Genomic DNA, 13,737 nt, shown 5'->3' on the forward strand with positions numbered 1-13,737 from the left:
GCTCACGCGGGTGTAGTCGCCATGGCTGCCCTCGTCCGCGCCCATGGGGACGATGGTGATGTAGTCCCGCCCATGCACCGCGCCGGTCCAGGCGACCGGTATGGTGGACCCGGCAAGGGCGGATTCGGGGCCGCTGACGCTGACCTCGGGTTCTGTGATCTCGATGGGTTGGGCGGCCATGGTGCGCTTGCCCTCGTCGAGCACGTAGCGGATTTCGTACATGCCGGTGTCGGCGGGGGCTTGGAGCTTGCCTTCGGCCTTGTCGCTCACGCGGGTGTAGTCGCCGTGGCTGCCCTCGTCCGCGCCCATGGGGACGATGGTGATGTAGTCCCGCCCATGCACCGCGCCGGTCCAGCTGACCGGGATCGTGGACCCGGCAAGGGCGGATTCGGGGCCGCTGACGCTGACCTCGGGTTCGGTGATCTCGATGGGGGCGACGCCCAGCACGTTGCGGTCCTTCTGCGTCATGTAGCGCAGCTCGTAAAGGCCGGTCTGGGCGGGGGCGCGAAAGTCGGCCTCGCTGTGGTCGCGCACGCGCACATAGCCGCCGTAGTCGCCCTCGGGCGTGCCGACGGGAACGATGGTGACGTAATCGGCGGGATCGAGGGTCGGGCTCCAGCCGATGCGGAAGGACGATCCGGCAAGGGCGCTGTCGGGAGCGGTCAGGGTGACGGCGGGTAATTCGGGTTCCGGTTCGGGCACGGGTTCGGGTTCGGGCGCGGCGGCGACGGCGGTGCTGATCGCGCCAAGGGCGCGGCCCAGCTCATCGGCATTGGCGGCCTGGATATACTGCCCGCCCGTCCGTTCGGCGATGCAGGAGAGCGAGCCGCTGTCCTGATCGGCGCCAAGCCCGAAGCCCACCACATGAGCGGTGAAGGCGACCCCGCGGCTTTTCAGCGTTTCGGCCAGCGCGCAGGGGTCGCGCTCGCAGCTTTCCAGACCGTCCGAAATCAGCACCACGGTCGCGGGCGTGTCGGTATAGGAAAGCTCGGTCGCGGCCAGTTCGATGGCGTCGGTCAGGGGCGTCTTGCCGGTCGGGGTGATGGCGTTGATGCGATCGAGGATCGCGGCGCGGGTATCGGCGCCGGGCGCCACCAGCGTTTCGATGTCGCTGCAATCGCCGCGCTGGCGGTGGCCATAGGCCATGAGCCCGACCTTGCGGTCTTCTGTCCAGTCGCCAAGCAGGTTTTCCATGACGCCGCGGGCGATCTCGATCTTGGCGGTGCCGTCGATCTGACCCCACATCGAGTTCGAGCCGTCAAACACCACCATGACGTTTTCATCGGCGGCCTGGGCGGTGCCTGCCAGCCCGAGGGAGAGGGCGGCGGCGAGGCCAAATGCGCCGGAACGCAGGGCGGAAACGCGGCGGGCGATATGTGACATGAAAAATCCCTCGGTTCGTGAAATGAAGTGTGCCGAGTGAAGCACGAATCGAATTGCCTTGCAAAGCGCCGCGCGGGCCTTGGCAAGGCGCTGGTTCTGGTGTGGTATGGCCCAAACGGGCAGGAGCGGCGCATGGAATGGCGCGATCAGGGCATATTGCTGTCGACGCGGACGCATGGCGAGACTTCGGCGATCATCGAGGTGTTCACACCCGGACATGGCCGTCATGCGGGCGTGGTGCGCGGCGGCGTCTCGCGGCGGATGGCGCCGGTGCTGCAACCGGGGGCGCAGCTTGACCTGACCTGGCGGGCACGGCTGGAGGATCATATCGGCGCCTTCACGGTCGAGCCGATGCGCTCGCGCATGGCCGCGTCGATGGGGGATAGCCTGTCGCTGGCGGGTCTCAATGCGGTGACGGCGCTGTTGCTGTTCAGCCTGCCCGAGCGCGAGGCGCATCCGCGCCTATACCAGCGCACCGAGCGGTTGCTGGACCTTCTGGGGCAGGGGGATGTGTGGCCGCTGGCCTATCTCGACTGGGAAATCGCCTTGCTGGACGAGATGGGATTCGGGCTTGATCTGAGCCGTTGCGCTGTGATGGGCGCGCAGGCGAACGATCTGAGCTATGTCTCACCGCGCACCGGGCGGGCGGTGTCGCGCAAGGGCGCGGGGGAATGGGCCGACCGGCTGCTGCCCTTGCCGCCCTGCATGTTGGGCGAGGGGCCGGCGCCCGACAGCGAGGTGGCCGAGGCGTTGCGGGTGACGGGGCATTTCCTGAGCAATCATCTGGCGATGGAACTGGGCAACAAGCCCCTGCCCGCTGCACGCCAGCGTTTTGTCGACAGGTTCCGCGCGCGGATCCCCGACGCGCCCTAGCGCAGCGCCAGCACCAGATCGACCAGCGACCCCATCGCCTGAGCGTTGCCGCCGGGCCGGTCTTCGGCCAGCTCCTCCATCCCGATGGCACAGGCATAGATGATCCGGGCCATTTCGGGATTGGCGATGCCGATCTCGGCCAGCAGGCGCTGCATGAGCGCGAGGCGGTATTGATCGACCCGCGTCACCGCCAGCCGGGCCTCGGCATTGTCCTTGGCCCAGGCGCGGATCGCCGGTTCGATCGCGGTTTCGCGGTCTTCGTCATCCGCATCGCGCCCGCCGATGATCTGGGCAATGTGGCGCAATTGTCCGACCGGGTGCGATTCCCGCGCGTGTGCGGCATCGAGGCGCGCGGTGCTTTCGTCTTCCCACCGGGCCAGGAGCGCGGCGTGAAAGGCGGGCACATCTGCGAAGTGCCAATAGAACGAGCCCTTGGTCGTCTTGAGGCGCCGCGCCAGCGGCTCGGCCTTCAAGGACGCGGGGCCGGACCGGGCCAGTGCCTCCTGCCCGGCCAGCAGCCAGTCGTCCTGAGCGAGTCGTCGCGAGGTGGTCATCATGCAAGAAGGATATGCCGCGCCATGCCCCCCGGCAAGTGCGGCGAGGGTTTTACAAAAGCTTCACCGAACCGTTGCAAAGGCTTAGCGAAGCCGGCCTAACACCGCCCCTGTCAAAAGGGGGATATCACGTGCTGACCATCAACGGGCTGACCAGACGATTTGGACGCAACACGGCCGTCGATGCGGTGTCATTCACAGTTGAAAAGCCTGCGATGATCGGCATCATCGGGCGTTCGGGTGCCGGCAAATCGACCTTGTTGCGGATGCTCAACCGGCTGACCGACGCGAGCGACGGCACGATCACCTTCGATGGGCGTGACGTGACCGCGCTCAGGGGCGCGGACAAGCGCGCCTGGCAGTCCGACTGTGCGATGATCTTTCAGCAGTTCAATCTGGTGCCGCGGATGGATGTGGTGTCGAACGTGCTGCATGGGACGCTCAACCGCCGCTCGACGCTGGCGACGATGTTCAACCTTTATCCGCAGGCCGATATCCATCGCGCCATCGACATCCTGGACCGGCTGGGCATCGCCGACCACGCGCCCAAGCGCGCCGAGGCCCTGTCGGGCGGGCAACAGCAGCGCGTCGCCATCGCCCGCGCGCTGATGCAGGACCCCAGGATCGTGCTGGCGGACGAGCCGATCGCGTCGCTCGATCCGATGAACGCGAAGCTGGTCATGGATGATCTGCGCCGCATTCACGAAGAGGACGGCAGAACTGTCATCGCCAACCTGCACACATTGGATACCGCAAGAAATTACTGTGACCGGGTGATCGGGATGCTGCATGGACGGGTCGTTTTCGACGGCTCGCCCGAGCAGCTGACCACCGGTGTGGCGCGCGACATTTACGGCGCTGATGACGGTTTTTCCGAGGCCAGTACATCGACCTCGATCGAGACGCTTGAGCGGCACGCGCAAGACGCCATTCGCGCCGCCGAGGCCGTGGTCTGAAACTATCCACCCCGTCGCCGGACGCGGCGGATCAAACCCTCAAACGTGAGAGAGGACATCATGAAGAAACTGATTGCTGCCATCGTGGCCACCACTGCCCTGACCGCGCCGGTCATGGCCCAGGAATTCACCGAATTCCGTATCGGCATTCTGGGCGGTGAAAACGCCCAGGACCGGATGAACTCGAACGAGTGCTACCGCGCCAAGGCCGAGGAACTTCTGGGCGTGCCGGTCAAACTGTTCACGCCCGCCGATTATGACGGCGTGATCCAGGGCCTGCTGGGCGGCACCATCGACATGGCGTGGCTGGGCGCATCGGCCTATGCCAAGACCTATCTGACCGACCCCGACGCCGTCGAGCCGGTCATGGTGAAGACCAATACCGATGGTTCCTACGGCTATTACTCGGTCGGTTTCGCGCGCAAGGACAGCGGTATCGCATCGCTTGAGGACCTGCAGGGCAAGGTTTTCGCCTTTGGCGATCCGAACTCGACCAGCGGCTATCTCATCCCGTCGATCGAAATCCCCCAGACCACCGGCGCCAGCATGGAGTCGGGCGACTATTTCGGTGAGGTCAAGTTTGTCGGTGGCCATGAGCAGACCATCGTCGCCGTGGCCAATGGCGATGTCGACGCGGGCGTGACCTGGGCCGACGGCATGGGCGAATGGGAAGACGGCTACAATTCGGGCGCTCTGCGCAAGGCCAGCGACGCGGGTCTCGTGGACATGAACCAGGTCGTGGAGATCTGGAAGTCGAAGCCGATCCCGGAAGGCCCCGTGGTGCTGCGCAAGGCGCTGCCCGAGCGCGTCAAGATCGACATCACGACGCTGACCGCCTCGCTGCCTTACATGGACCCGGACTGCGCCTATAACTTCATGGCCGGTGAAGCCCTCGGGTTCCAGCCGATCAACCATGACGCCTATCAGTCGATCATCGAGGCGCGTCAGTCCAAGATGTAATCCCGCAAAGGGACAGACAAACCGACCGGGCCCGCATCCAGGCGGGCCCGGTCGCGCATGAACGGGGACGAGGCATGAGCGAGATGACAGTGGGACAGGCGGGCGTGGCACGCGTGCAGGACGTTCAGGCCGCCTATATGGAGATGACCCGGCGCAAGCGGCTTTACGGCATGGTGATGCTGGTCGTGTTCATCGCGCTGATGGTGTCGGGATTCCGCGTGGCCGACGGGCGCAATGCCGGCGGTTTCTGGGACGGGATCGGCAATATCTTTCAGTTCCCGAAGGAAGTGCTGTCGGAGGCGGGCGAGAAGATCGCCAACCTGCCGGGGCTGATGGTGAAATTCCTGCCCTCGCTGCTGGAGACGCTGAACATCGCAGGGGCATCGACCCTGCTGGGGGCGATCTTTGCGATCATGATCTCGCTGCTGGCGACGCGGGGGCTGGCGAAATGGCCGCGGCTGATCGGGGTGTTCAGGCGGATCATGGATATCATGCGCGCGATCCCCGAGATCGTCATTGCGCTGGTGCTGATCTTCATTCTGGGCGGCGGGCCGGTTCCGGCGATGATCGCCATCGCCATCCACACCACCGGCGCGCTTGGAAAGCTGTTCTCGGAAGTGAACGAGAATGCGAGCCTCAAGCCGGTCGAGGGGCTGCACTCGGTCGGCGCCACATGGGCGCAGCGCATGTGGCTGGGCGTGATCCCGCAGGTCGCGCCCAATTATCTGAGCTATGCGCTGATGCGCTTTGAAATCAATGTCCGTGCTTCGGCGATCCTGGGCTTCGTGGGCTCGGGCGGGATCGGCTATGACCTCAAGAACGCCTTCAGCTGGGGTCAGGGCCGTTATGACGAGGTGGCCGCGATCTTCCTGCTGCTGTTCGCGACCATCGTGGTTTTCGACCAGATATCGGGCCATTACCGCAACAAGATGATCGGAAAGGGATAAGGCGATGAGCGCAACGAGCGATACTGCCGGAACCGCCGCCGCGCCGTTCGACGCGACCGCTTTCTTTCAACGCAAACGGCTGATGGCGATCGCCGTACCCGCTGGGATCCTGGCCTATTTCGTCTATATCTTCTTCGCATTCGACATTCCGGGCCTCGCGGAGCGCGCCCGAATGGACAACGCGCGGATCCTTGTGGCTGACAGCTTCAGCTACAAGACGCATGTCACCCGCGACAATCGCATGGGCGGAATCACCATCGCGGTGGAAGGCGAGAACAAGGGCACATGGCCCGAGGGGCGCAGCCCAGACTGGGTGCAGGTCGAGAGCGCCGATCGTGCAGTGGTCTCGTTGAAGCACGGCCAGGAGGTGCTGCTGGACGGAGACACGATGCGCTATGACGTGCCGGGTTACGGCATGATCGCGGCCGAGGTGAGCCGGCGCGGTATCGCGCTGGACCTTCCGGCGGGCGAGACCCCCGATTGGATCAGCGCCAGCAACGCACGGGTCGATATCACCACAGATGCCGGGCGCGTCATCCTGACCAAGGCCCGCTCGGAGGTGATGCGATATCATTTCGGATGGGAGCTGTTCTGGTTCACCCTGGACAGCCCGTTCTACGGCAAGAGTTTCGGCGAGCTGATCGGGTTGGCCGTGTCGGGCGACCGGCTGGTGGAGGGCAAGAGCAATCTGGCCGCCATGGTCCACGATGTCTGGAACAATCGCATGTGGCAGCACAAGGATGTCATGTGGGCGATCTTCGAGACGATCCTCATGGCGTTTCTGGGCACGATGGGAGCCGCACTGATGGCGTTGCCGCTGGCCTTTGCCGCCGCGCGCAACTTTACCCCGCTGATGGTGGTGCGCGCCGCCGTGCGCCGGGTATTCGACTTCCTGCGCGGGGTGGATGCGCTGATCTGGACGATCATCCTGGCGCGCGCCTTCGGGCCGGGGCCGCTGACCGGGGCGCTGGCGATCCTGATCACCGACACGGGGAGCTTCGGCAAGCTGTTTTCCGAGGCGCTCGAGAATGTCGACAGGAACCAGATCGAGGGCGTGCAATCCACCGGCGCAAAGCCGCTGCAACGCTATCGCTTCGGGGTGATCCCGCAGATCACGCCGATCCTTCTGAGCCAGGTTCTCTATTATCTGGAATCCAACACCCGCAGCGCCACGATCATCGGCGCGATCACGGGGGGCGGTATCGGGCTGCTGCTGACCCAGGCGATGATCACCCAGAAGGACTGGGAGGAGGTGAGCTATTACATCATTCTCATCCTGCTCATGGTGATGTTGATGGATACGGTGTCGGGCTGGCTGCGACGCCGGTTGATCCAGTCGGATGACAGCGGCCATTGACGATGGCGGGACGCCTCCGGCGGGAGTATTTCGGGCAAGATGAAGCCGGGGCGCGGGAATGGTGCAGCGGGCAAGGGACGGGGAAAGATGAAGGACTTAAGGGCCGACGGCGCGAGCGTGCATCCCGATTGCGAGATCACCGAAAGCGATTTCGGCGCCTATAGCGAGATCGGGCGCGGCAGCCGGGTGGCCTATTCGGTGATCGGTGATTATTCCTATTGCGACCGCTATTGCGATATCGCCAATGCCGATGTCGGGCGTTTTGCCAATATCGCCAGTTTCGTGCGGATCGGCGCGACGGATCATCCGCTCGACCGCGCCAGCCTGCATCATTTCATGTATCGCTCGGCCGCCTATTGGCCTGATGCCGGGGACGACGCGGAGTGGTTTCGCGCGCGCCGGGCGCGCCGTGCGGCGATCGGCCATGACACCTGGCTGGGGCATGGCGCTCAGGTGAAGCCCGAGGTGACGGTCGGCCATGGGGCGGTGGTGGCCGCGGGCGCGGTGGTGACGAAGGATGTGGCACCTTACCAGATCGTCGCGGGTGTGCCCGCACGCCCGGTTCGCGCCCGCCTGCCCGAAGCCCTGGCCGAGCGCTTGATCGCGTTGGCCTGGTGGGATTGGGATCACGCGCGCCTGCGCGCGGCGCTTGAGGATTTTCGCGCGCTGTCTGTCGAGGCATTCCTTGAAAAGCACGGCGGATGAGCGGGCGGTTCAGCACCCGCGAAGAAAAAGGGTGCCCCGGTTTCGGGGTCACCCTGTGTTTCGTCATTGAAATGGATTTGTGGGAAATATAGGAAAGTCAGTGCCGAGAAACTGCGCGTTTCCTGCGACGGTGTGGCGATGGTTTCATGAAAACTTCATGACAGGCCTGTCGCGCCTATTCCGCAGCGAGTGCTGGGCTTTGGCCGAGGCGAAGGAATCGCTGTGCCGCCTCGCCGGCGAGATGGGTGATGCGCCCGCGCACCAGCGTGGCTTCGACCTCGCGGGTGGTGGCATTGACGATGGCAAGATCGGCGCGCCGTCCTTCGTCCAGCGTGCCGCGATCCGTGAGGCGCATGATGCGCGCGGGCGTCTCGGAGATCATCGCCCAAGCGGCGGGAAGATCGGTTATGCCCTGGTCAACGAGCGCGAAGGCCGCCTGCGAGAGGGCGGGGTAGAAGTAATCCGAGACCAGCGCGTCGCATTTGCCCGCCTCGATGAGGTCGATCGCCGCGATATTGCCCGCCTGCGAGCCGCCGCGCACCACATTGGGCGCCCCCATCACCACCGGGTCGTTGACCGCCTTGGCGAGGTTCGCCGCCGCGCGGGAGGTGGGAAATTCACAGATCCGTGCGCCGATCATGGCGAAGGTCTCGCGGGTTTCGGCGTCGGGGTCGTCATGCGAGCCGTAGATCACCCCGAGCGCGTCGAAATTGCGCGCAAGATCGCAGAGGTGGCGGGGCACGGCCTGGCGCTGATTGCGCGCGGCTTCGAGCGCGGCCATGTGGTCTCGAACGCTGCGGCCCGCCTCATGCGCCGATGCGGTCAGGCGCTCGGGGCTGCTGCGGGAGGTTTTCAGGGTCTCTTCGAGATGGTTGTTGAACACGACATAGCCGATCCGGTGGCGCCGGATTGCGGCGATCAGGCGCCCGGCGGTGTCGACGGTGTGGGTCTCGCAGCGGATCTGCACGCGCAGGTCGGTGTTCATGCGCTGGCGATAGGCGTCAAGGGCATGGAGAAAGGCTTCGGCGTAGTCGGGGCTGCGCCGGCCGCCCTCCCAGGACCAGCTTTGCGCAAGCCAGGCCGTGGTGACCCCATTGGCGGCCGCGTCGCGGTCGGCGCCGATCAGCCCCTGTTCGGCCGGAAATGGCGCGGTGGGGCGCGGGGCGATGTGGCGTTCGAAGGCGTCGCCATGCAGGTCGATGATGCCCGGCAGGACCAGATAGCCCGAAAGATCGACCTCGGGAAACGGCCCTTTGCCGATGCGGCCCTGCTCGATCGCGACCGAGCGGGTCTGCATCTTGCCGTCGCGCAGGACGGTCGCGCCTGTCAGGCGCATGTCGGGCCATGGCATTTGCATCGGTCTGCTCTCGTGCTCTTGTTCCCGTAACTATAGGGCATCAATGTATCGGCGGCGTGACAAGCCATTTGAATCCCTCATGAATCCGACAGGGTCAGCGTGACGCGATCACCGGCGAACCAGGTGCGCCCATATTCGATGGGCTTGCCGGCCGGATCGACATTGAGCGAGACCGCGCGCAGGATCGGTGCGCCCTCGGATATCCGCAGGTGGAGTGCCTGCGTCGGACTGGCGAGCTTTGCGGTCAGTCTTGTCCAGGCACGGGTATAGTCGGGGGTGCCCTGATCGTTGAGCGCTGCGGTGACTGAGCGCAGCCGGTGCAGCGCCTCGGGCAGGCCGGGCAGGTGTGCTGCGGGAAAGACGCTGCGAAAGAGGGCGACGGGCTGGCCATCGGCCAGCGACAGCCCCTCGCAGGCATGCACCGGCGCGCCGGGCTGCAAATCCAGCGCTGCCGCCTCGCCGGTGTCGGCGGCGCGCGTTTCGAGTGACAGAATCTCCTTGGTCGGCATCCTTCCGGCCGCGCGCAGGTTCTGGTGAAAGCGTACCCGGCGGCCGATCGGGTAATCGGTCGGGCTTTGGGTGACAAACACCCCGGCGCCGCGGCGCGCATGGACGATCCCTTCCTCGGCAAGTTGGGCAAGGGCGCGGCGCACCGTGTGACGGTTGACGCCGAAACGCCGTGAGAGCGCCGCCTCGGTCGGCAGCTGGTCACCGGGGCTGTAGCGTTTCGCGGCGATGTCGGCGCTCAGGGCGCTGTGGATGGATTTCCAGATCGGCGTGCGAGGGGGCATGTCACGAAAACTTCATGTCCAGAGGGATTGTGCGACTCGGGCGGGCTTGGTAATGATTTGTCTAGTTGTATACTAAATTAGACAAATCCACAAGGTGTCTAGATGAGCCGAACTCAAGAGAGACAGGATTGGATGAGCCTGCTGGCCAAAGCGCCGCCGGCGCAGCTTGCCCGGCTTTGGGCGGCGTTCGGCGAGGTGCCCGCCTATAGCTATCTGCGCGCGCCCGAGGCCGGGGGCGTGATGGTCCAGGGGCGGGCGGGCGCGACGGGCGCGCCGTTCAACCTTGGGGAAATGACGGTGACGCGCTGTTCCCTCAAGCTGGAAACCGGAGAGATCGGCCATGCCTATGTGCAGGGGCGCGACAAGGATCATGCGACCCGCGCCGCGCAGATCGACGCGATGATGCAGGGCGCGCAGGCGGCGGCGCTGCGCGCGGCGGTGCTGGACCCGCTGCAAGAGGACCTGCAGGCCAGACGCGCCCGGCGCGGCGCCAAGGCGGCGGCGACAAGGGTCGAATTCTTCACCATGGTGCGAGGAGAGGATTGATGCAGACGGAGGCTCTTGAAGGGGGATTTCCCGACGCGCCGCTCGATGCCGCCCGCGCCTTTCGCGCGGCGATGAACGCCATGGCGCGCCCCGGTCGGATCGAGACACTGGTGGGCGCGGTGCCGCCCGCGCCGCTGTCGCCCGCCGCGGGGGCGCTGATCCTGACGCTGTGCGATCCCGGAACGCCGGTGCATCTGGCAGGCGCGCTTGACGTGGCGGGCTTGCGCGACTGGATCACCTTTCATACCGGTGCGCCGCTGGTCGGCCCCGCGCAGGCGGCTTTCGCGGTGGGCAAATGGGAGGATTTGCAGCCGCTCGACGCTTACCGGATCGGCACGTCGGAATATCCCGACCGCTCCGCGACGCTGATTGTCGAGATGCCGGAGTTGACGCCGCAAGGCGCGGTGCTGACAGGGCCGGGCATCAAGGAGAGCACGCGCCTGTCGCTGCCGGATGTGGCGGCGATGCGGCGCAATGCGGCGCTGTTTCCGCTCGGGCTCGATTTCTTCCTGACCAGCGCAAACCGGGTGGCGGCCCTGCCGCGCAGCACGCAACTGGAGGGCAACTGATGTATGTGGCGGTGAAAGGCGGCGAGCGGGCGATTGACAATGCCCATGCCTGGCTGGCCGAAGAGCGGCGCGGCGACCCTGCGGTGCCGGAACTGTCGGTGGCGCAGATCCGCGAGCAGATGGCGCTGGCGGTGAACCGGGTGATGACCGAGGGGTCGCTTTACGACCCGGACCTTGCCGCGCTGGCGATCAAGCAGGCGCGCGGCGATCTGATCGAGGCGATCTTCCTGATACGCGCCTATCGCACAACGCTGCCGCGTTTCGGTTCATCGGCGCCGGTGAAGACCGCCGAAATGGCCTGCGAGCGGCGCATCTCGGCGACGTTCAAGGACGCGCCGGGGGGGCAGGTTCTGGGCCCGACATTTGATTACACCCATCGCCTGCTGGATTTCAAACTGGCGGCCGAGGGCGGGACTCCGGCCGCGCCCGAAGGCGAGGCGCGCCGGGAGGCGACGCCCCATATCACCGGTTTCCTGAACCGCGAGGGTTTGATCCAGACCGAGGACGAGAGCGACGAGACCCCGCCAGACCTGACGCGCGAGCCGATGGAGCTGCCCGCCGCGCGCGCCTTGCGGCTGCAGGCGCTGACGCGGGGTGACGAGGGGTTCGTTCTGGGCCTCGCCTATTCCACGCAGCGCGGCTATGCGCGCAACCATGCCTTCGTGGGCGAGCTGCGCATCGGCAGTGTGGCGGTCGAGATGGAGATCCCCGAGCTGGGTTTCGCCATCGAGATCGGCGAGATCACCGTGACCGAATGCGAGAGCGTCAACCAGTTCAAGGGCTCCAAGACCGAGCCGCCGCAATTCACGCGCGGTTACGGGCTGGTCTTCGGGCAGACCGAGCGCAAGGCGATTTCCATGGCGCTGGTGGACCGGGCGCTGCGCTGGAAGGAATTGGGCGAGGACGATCAGGGCGCGCCCGCGCAGGACGAGGAATTCGTGCTGATGCATTGCGACAACATCCAGGCGACGGGGTTTCTCGAGCATATCAAGCTGCCCCATTACGTCGATTTCCAATCCGAGCTGGAGCTGGTGCGCAAGCTGCGCCGGGCGGCGGGGGCCGAAGAGGTGAAGGAGGCCGCGGAATGAGCGATTACAATTTCGCCTATCTCGACGAGCAGACCAAGCGGATGATCCGCCGCGCGATCCTCAAGGGGTTGGCGGTGCCGGGCTACCAGGTGCCATTCGCCAGCCGCGAGATGCCGATGCCCTATGGCTGGGGCACGGGCGGGGTACAGGTGAGCGCCGCGACCCTGACGCCCGAGGACCGGTTCAAGGTCATCGATCAGGGCGCCGATGACACCACCAACGCGGTGTCCATCCGCAAGTTCTTTGAACGCACCGCCGGGGTCGAAGTGACCGAGGAGACCGAAGCCGCCACGATCATCCAGACCCGCCATCGCATCCCCGAGGCGCCCTTGAGCGAGGATCAGATCCTGGTCTACCAGGTGCCGATCCCTGAACCCCTGCGCTTCCTTGAGCCGCGTGAGACCGAGACCCGCAAGATGCACAGCCTTGAGGAATACGGGCTGATGCATGTGAAGCTTTACGAGGATATCAGCCAGCACGGCGCCATCGCCACCGCCTATGCCTATCCGGTGAAGGTCGAGGGGCGCTACGTGATGGACCCTTCGCCGATCCCCAAATTCGACAATCCCAAGCTGGCGGATTGCCCGGCGATCCAGCTGTTCGGTGCGGGGCGCGAGCAGCGCATTTATGCGCTGCCGCCTTACAGCGATGTGGTCAGTCTCGATTTCGAGGATCACCCGTTCGAGGCCAGCAAGGCGGATCACCCCTGCGATCTGTGCGACGCGCGGGACAGCTATCTTGACGAGGTCATCACCGATGACCGCGGCGGGCGGATGTTCGTCTGCTCGGATACCGATTACTGCCGCACCCGTCAGGCGCAGGGCCATCTGGGTGCGCAGCTGGCGGCCAGACAGGAGGGCGCGGCATGACACCGCTTTTGCAGGTCACGGGGATCACGAAATTCTACGGCGCGCGCCTTGGGTGCCGCGATGTGGCGTTCGATCTTTACCCCGGAGAGGTGATGGGGATCGTCGGCGAGAGCGGGTCGGGTAAATCGACGCTTCTGGGCTGTCTGGCCGGTCAGATCGTGCCCGATGCGGGCGCGGTCCTGTTCGACACCCGAGCGGACGGCCCGCGCGACACGCTGGCCATGTCCGAACCCGAGCGGCGGATGCTGTCGCGCACGGATTGGGCCTTTGTGCATCAGCATGCGCGCGACGGGCTGCGCATGGGGGTGAGCGCGGGCGGCAATGTGGGCGAGCGGCTGATGGCCGTGGGCGCGCGCCATTATGGCGATATCCGCGGCCAGGCGGTGGATTGGCTGGGCCGGGTGGAGATCCCGGATGACCGGATCGACGACCGCCCGACGGCCTTTTCTGGGGGGATGCAGCAGCGCCTGCAAATCGCGCGCAACCTGGTCACCGGCCCGCGACTTGTGTTCATGGACGAACCCACCGGGGGGCTGGACGTATCGGTGCAGGCGCGGCTGCTGGACCTGTTGCGCGGATTGGTGCGCGAGATGGGGCTGAGCGCGATCATCGTCACCCATGACCTGGCGGTGGTGCGCCTGCTGGCGGATCGCTTGATGGTGATGAAGGACGGTTACGTGGTGGAAAGCGGGCTGACCGATCAGGTTCTCGACGATCCACAGCATAGCTATACGCAATTGCTGGTGTCGAGCGTGTTGCAGGTGTGAGGCGCGGGCGGGGGC

Annotated in this window: 15 protein-coding genes; 11 read left to right on the forward strand and 4 right to left on the reverse strand. The window is 65.6% G+C overall.

The window, feature by feature from the left end:
• Window positions 1-1,383, reverse strand: a 1,383-nt coding sequence (locus N5A93_RS17890) for a VWA domain-containing protein (RefSeq protein ID WP_268956458.1), incomplete at its 3' end; no start/stop codon positions are given.
• A gap of 132 nt (window positions 1,384-1,515) precedes the next feature.
• Between N5A93_RS17890 and recO the strand changes: the two genes are divergently transcribed.
• Window positions 1,516-2,256 carry a DNA repair protein RecO gene (gene recO / locus N5A93_RS17895; protein WP_268956491.1) on the forward strand — a complete coding sequence of 247 codons (741 nt, stop codon included), beginning with the start codon at window positions 1,516-1,518 and terminating at the stop codon, window positions 2,254-2,256.
• Here recO and N5A93_RS17900 read toward each other — a convergent pair.
• The gene (locus tag N5A93_RS17900) at window positions 2,253-2,813 is read right to left on the reverse strand and encodes a TetR/AcrR family transcriptional regulator (protein WP_268956459.1); all 561 of its coding nucleotides are present in this window, start codon (window positions 2,811-2,813) and stop codon (window positions 2,253-2,255) included. The genes recO and N5A93_RS17900 overlap by 4 nt on opposite strands.
• Before the next feature lie 128 nt (window positions 2,814-2,941).
• On the opposite strand from N5A93_RS17900, the gene phnC reads away from it, so the two are divergent.
• The 5 genes from phnC (at window position 2,942) to N5A93_RS17925 (ending at window position 7,735) form a co-directional block, all read left to right on the forward strand.
• The gene (phnC, locus tag N5A93_RS17905; protein WP_268956460.1) at window positions 2,942-3,766 is read left to right on the forward strand and encodes a phosphonate ABC transporter ATP-binding protein; all 825 of its coding nucleotides are present in this window, start codon (window positions 2,942-2,944) and stop codon (window positions 3,764-3,766) included.
• 60 nt (window positions 3,767-3,826) lie between these two features.
• Window positions 3,827-4,726, forward strand: coding sequence for a phosphonate ABC transporter substrate-binding protein (gene phnD, locus N5A93_RS17910; protein WP_268956461.1), 900 nt, complete (start codon window positions 3,827-3,829; stop codon window positions 4,724-4,726).
• Window positions 4,727-4,800: 74 nt separating this feature from the next.
• Complete coding sequence (gene phnE / locus N5A93_RS17915; protein WP_268956462.1) at window positions 4,801-5,673, forward strand: phosphonate ABC transporter, permease protein PhnE; 873 nt, start codon at window positions 4,801-4,803, stop codon at window positions 5,671-5,673.
• A gap of 4 nt (window positions 5,674-5,677) precedes the next feature.
• A complete protein-coding gene (gene phnE, locus N5A93_RS17920; RefSeq protein ID WP_268956463.1) occupies window positions 5,678-7,030 on the forward strand; it encodes a phosphonate ABC transporter, permease protein PhnE in 1,353 nt (450 codons plus the stop codon).
• An 87-nt stretch (window positions 7,031-7,117) separates the two neighbouring features.
• Entirely contained in the window at window positions 7,118-7,735 is a 618-nt protein-coding gene (locus N5A93_RS17925; RefSeq protein ID WP_268956464.1) for an LbetaH domain-containing protein, read from the forward strand.
• Between the two features lie 175 nt (window positions 7,736-7,910).
• On the opposite strand, the gene N5A93_RS17930 is transcribed toward N5A93_RS17925, so the two are convergent.
• Both N5A93_RS17930 and phnF read right to left on the reverse strand, forming a co-directional pair.
• Entirely contained in the window at window positions 7,911-9,071 is a 1,161-nt protein-coding gene (locus tag N5A93_RS17930; protein WP_268956465.1) for an alpha-D-ribose 1-methylphosphonate 5-triphosphate diphosphatase, read from the reverse strand.
• A gap of 98 nt (window positions 9,072-9,169) precedes the next feature.
• The gene (gene phnF / locus N5A93_RS17935) at window positions 9,170-9,883 is read right to left on the reverse strand and encodes a phosphonate metabolism transcriptional regulator PhnF (protein WP_268956466.1); all 714 of its coding nucleotides are present in this window, start codon (window positions 9,881-9,883) and stop codon (window positions 9,170-9,172) included.
• Window positions 9,884-9,985: 102 nt separating this feature from the next.
• Between phnF and phnG the strand changes: the two genes are divergently transcribed.
• Genes phnG through phnK form a run of 5 tightly spaced genes read left to right on the forward strand, consistent with a single transcriptional unit; the run spans window position 9,986 to window position 13,722 of the window.
• The gene (gene phnG, locus N5A93_RS17940) at window positions 9,986-10,429 is read left to right on the forward strand and encodes a phosphonate C-P lyase system protein PhnG (protein WP_268956467.1); all 444 of its coding nucleotides are present in this window, start codon (window positions 9,986-9,988) and stop codon (window positions 10,427-10,429) included.
• Window positions 10,429-10,998: a phosphonate C-P lyase system protein PhnH gene (phnH, locus tag N5A93_RS17945; RefSeq protein ID WP_268956468.1), complete on the forward strand. Its 570-nt coding sequence runs from the start codon at window positions 10,429-10,431 to the stop codon at window positions 10,996-10,998. Before phnG ends, phnH begins: the two co-directional genes overlap by 1 nt.
• Complete coding sequence (locus tag N5A93_RS17950; RefSeq protein ID WP_268956469.1) at window positions 10,998-12,086, forward strand: carbon-phosphorus lyase complex subunit; 1,089 nt, start codon at window positions 10,998-11,000, stop codon at window positions 12,084-12,086. Before phnH ends, N5A93_RS17950 begins: the two co-directional genes overlap by 1 nt.
• Window positions 12,083-12,955, forward strand: a complete 873-nt coding sequence (locus tag N5A93_RS17955; RefSeq protein ID WP_268956470.1) for an alpha-D-ribose 1-methylphosphonate 5-phosphate C-P-lyase PhnJ — start codon at window positions 12,083-12,085, stop codon at window positions 12,953-12,955. Before N5A93_RS17950 ends, N5A93_RS17955 begins: the two co-directional genes overlap by 4 nt.
• Window positions 12,952-13,722, forward strand: a complete 771-nt coding sequence (gene phnK, locus N5A93_RS17960; RefSeq protein WP_268956471.1) for a phosphonate C-P lyase system protein PhnK — start codon at window positions 12,952-12,954, stop codon at window positions 13,720-13,722. Before N5A93_RS17955 ends, phnK begins: the two co-directional genes overlap by 4 nt.
• Window positions 13,723-13,737: the final 15 nt, after the last annotated feature.

Source organism: Roseovarius salincola, from assembly GCF_026891095.1.
Lineage (GTDB): Bacteria > Pseudomonadota > Alphaproteobacteria > Rhodobacterales > Rhodobacteraceae > Roseovarius > Roseovarius salincola.

Bases quoted from the DNA above. Each gene is read 5' to 3' on its own strand.
- recO (WP_268956491.1), top strand. From the start codon at position 1,516: ATGGAATGGCGCGATCAGGGCATATTGCTGTCGACGCGGACGCATGGC.
- N5A93_RS17900 (WP_268956459.1), bottom strand. From the start codon at position 2,813: ATGATGACCACCTCGCGACGACTCGCTCAGGACGACTGGCTGCTGGCC.
- phnD (WP_268956461.1), top strand. From the start codon at position 3,827: ATGAAGAAACTGATTGCTGCCATCGTGGCCACCACTGCCCTGACCGCG.
- phnE (WP_268956462.1), top strand. From the start codon at position 4,801: ATGAGCGAGATGACAGTGGGACAGGCGGGCGTGGCACGCGTGCAGGAC.
- phnE (WP_268956463.1), top strand. From the start codon at position 5,678: ATGAGCGCAACGAGCGATACTGCCGGAACCGCCGCCGCGCCGTTCGAC.
- N5A93_RS17925 (WP_268956464.1), top strand. From the start codon at position 7,118: ATGAAGGACTTAAGGGCCGACGGCGCGAGCGTGCATCCCGATTGCGAG.
- N5A93_RS17930 (WP_268956465.1), bottom strand. From the start codon at position 9,071: ATGCGCCTGACAGGCGCGACCGTCCTGCGCGACGGCAAGATGCAGACC.
- phnF (WP_268956466.1), bottom strand. From the start codon at position 9,883: ATGCCCCCTCGCACGCCGATCTGGAAATCCATCCACAGCGCCCTGAGC.
- phnG (WP_268956467.1), top strand. From the start codon at position 9,986: ATGAGCCGAACTCAAGAGAGACAGGATTGGATGAGCCTGCTGGCCAAA.
- phnH (WP_268956468.1), top strand. From the start codon at position 10,429: ATGCAGACGGAGGCTCTTGAAGGGGGATTTCCCGACGCGCCGCTCGAT.
- N5A93_RS17950 (WP_268956469.1), top strand. From the start codon at position 10,998: ATGTATGTGGCGGTGAAAGGCGGCGAGCGGGCGATTGACAATGCCCAT.
- N5A93_RS17955 (WP_268956470.1), top strand. From the start codon at position 12,083: ATGAGCGATTACAATTTCGCCTATCTCGACGAGCAGACCAAGCGGATG.
- phnK (WP_268956471.1), top strand. From the start codon at position 12,952: ATGACACCGCTTTTGCAGGTCACGGGGATCACGAAATTCTACGGCGCG.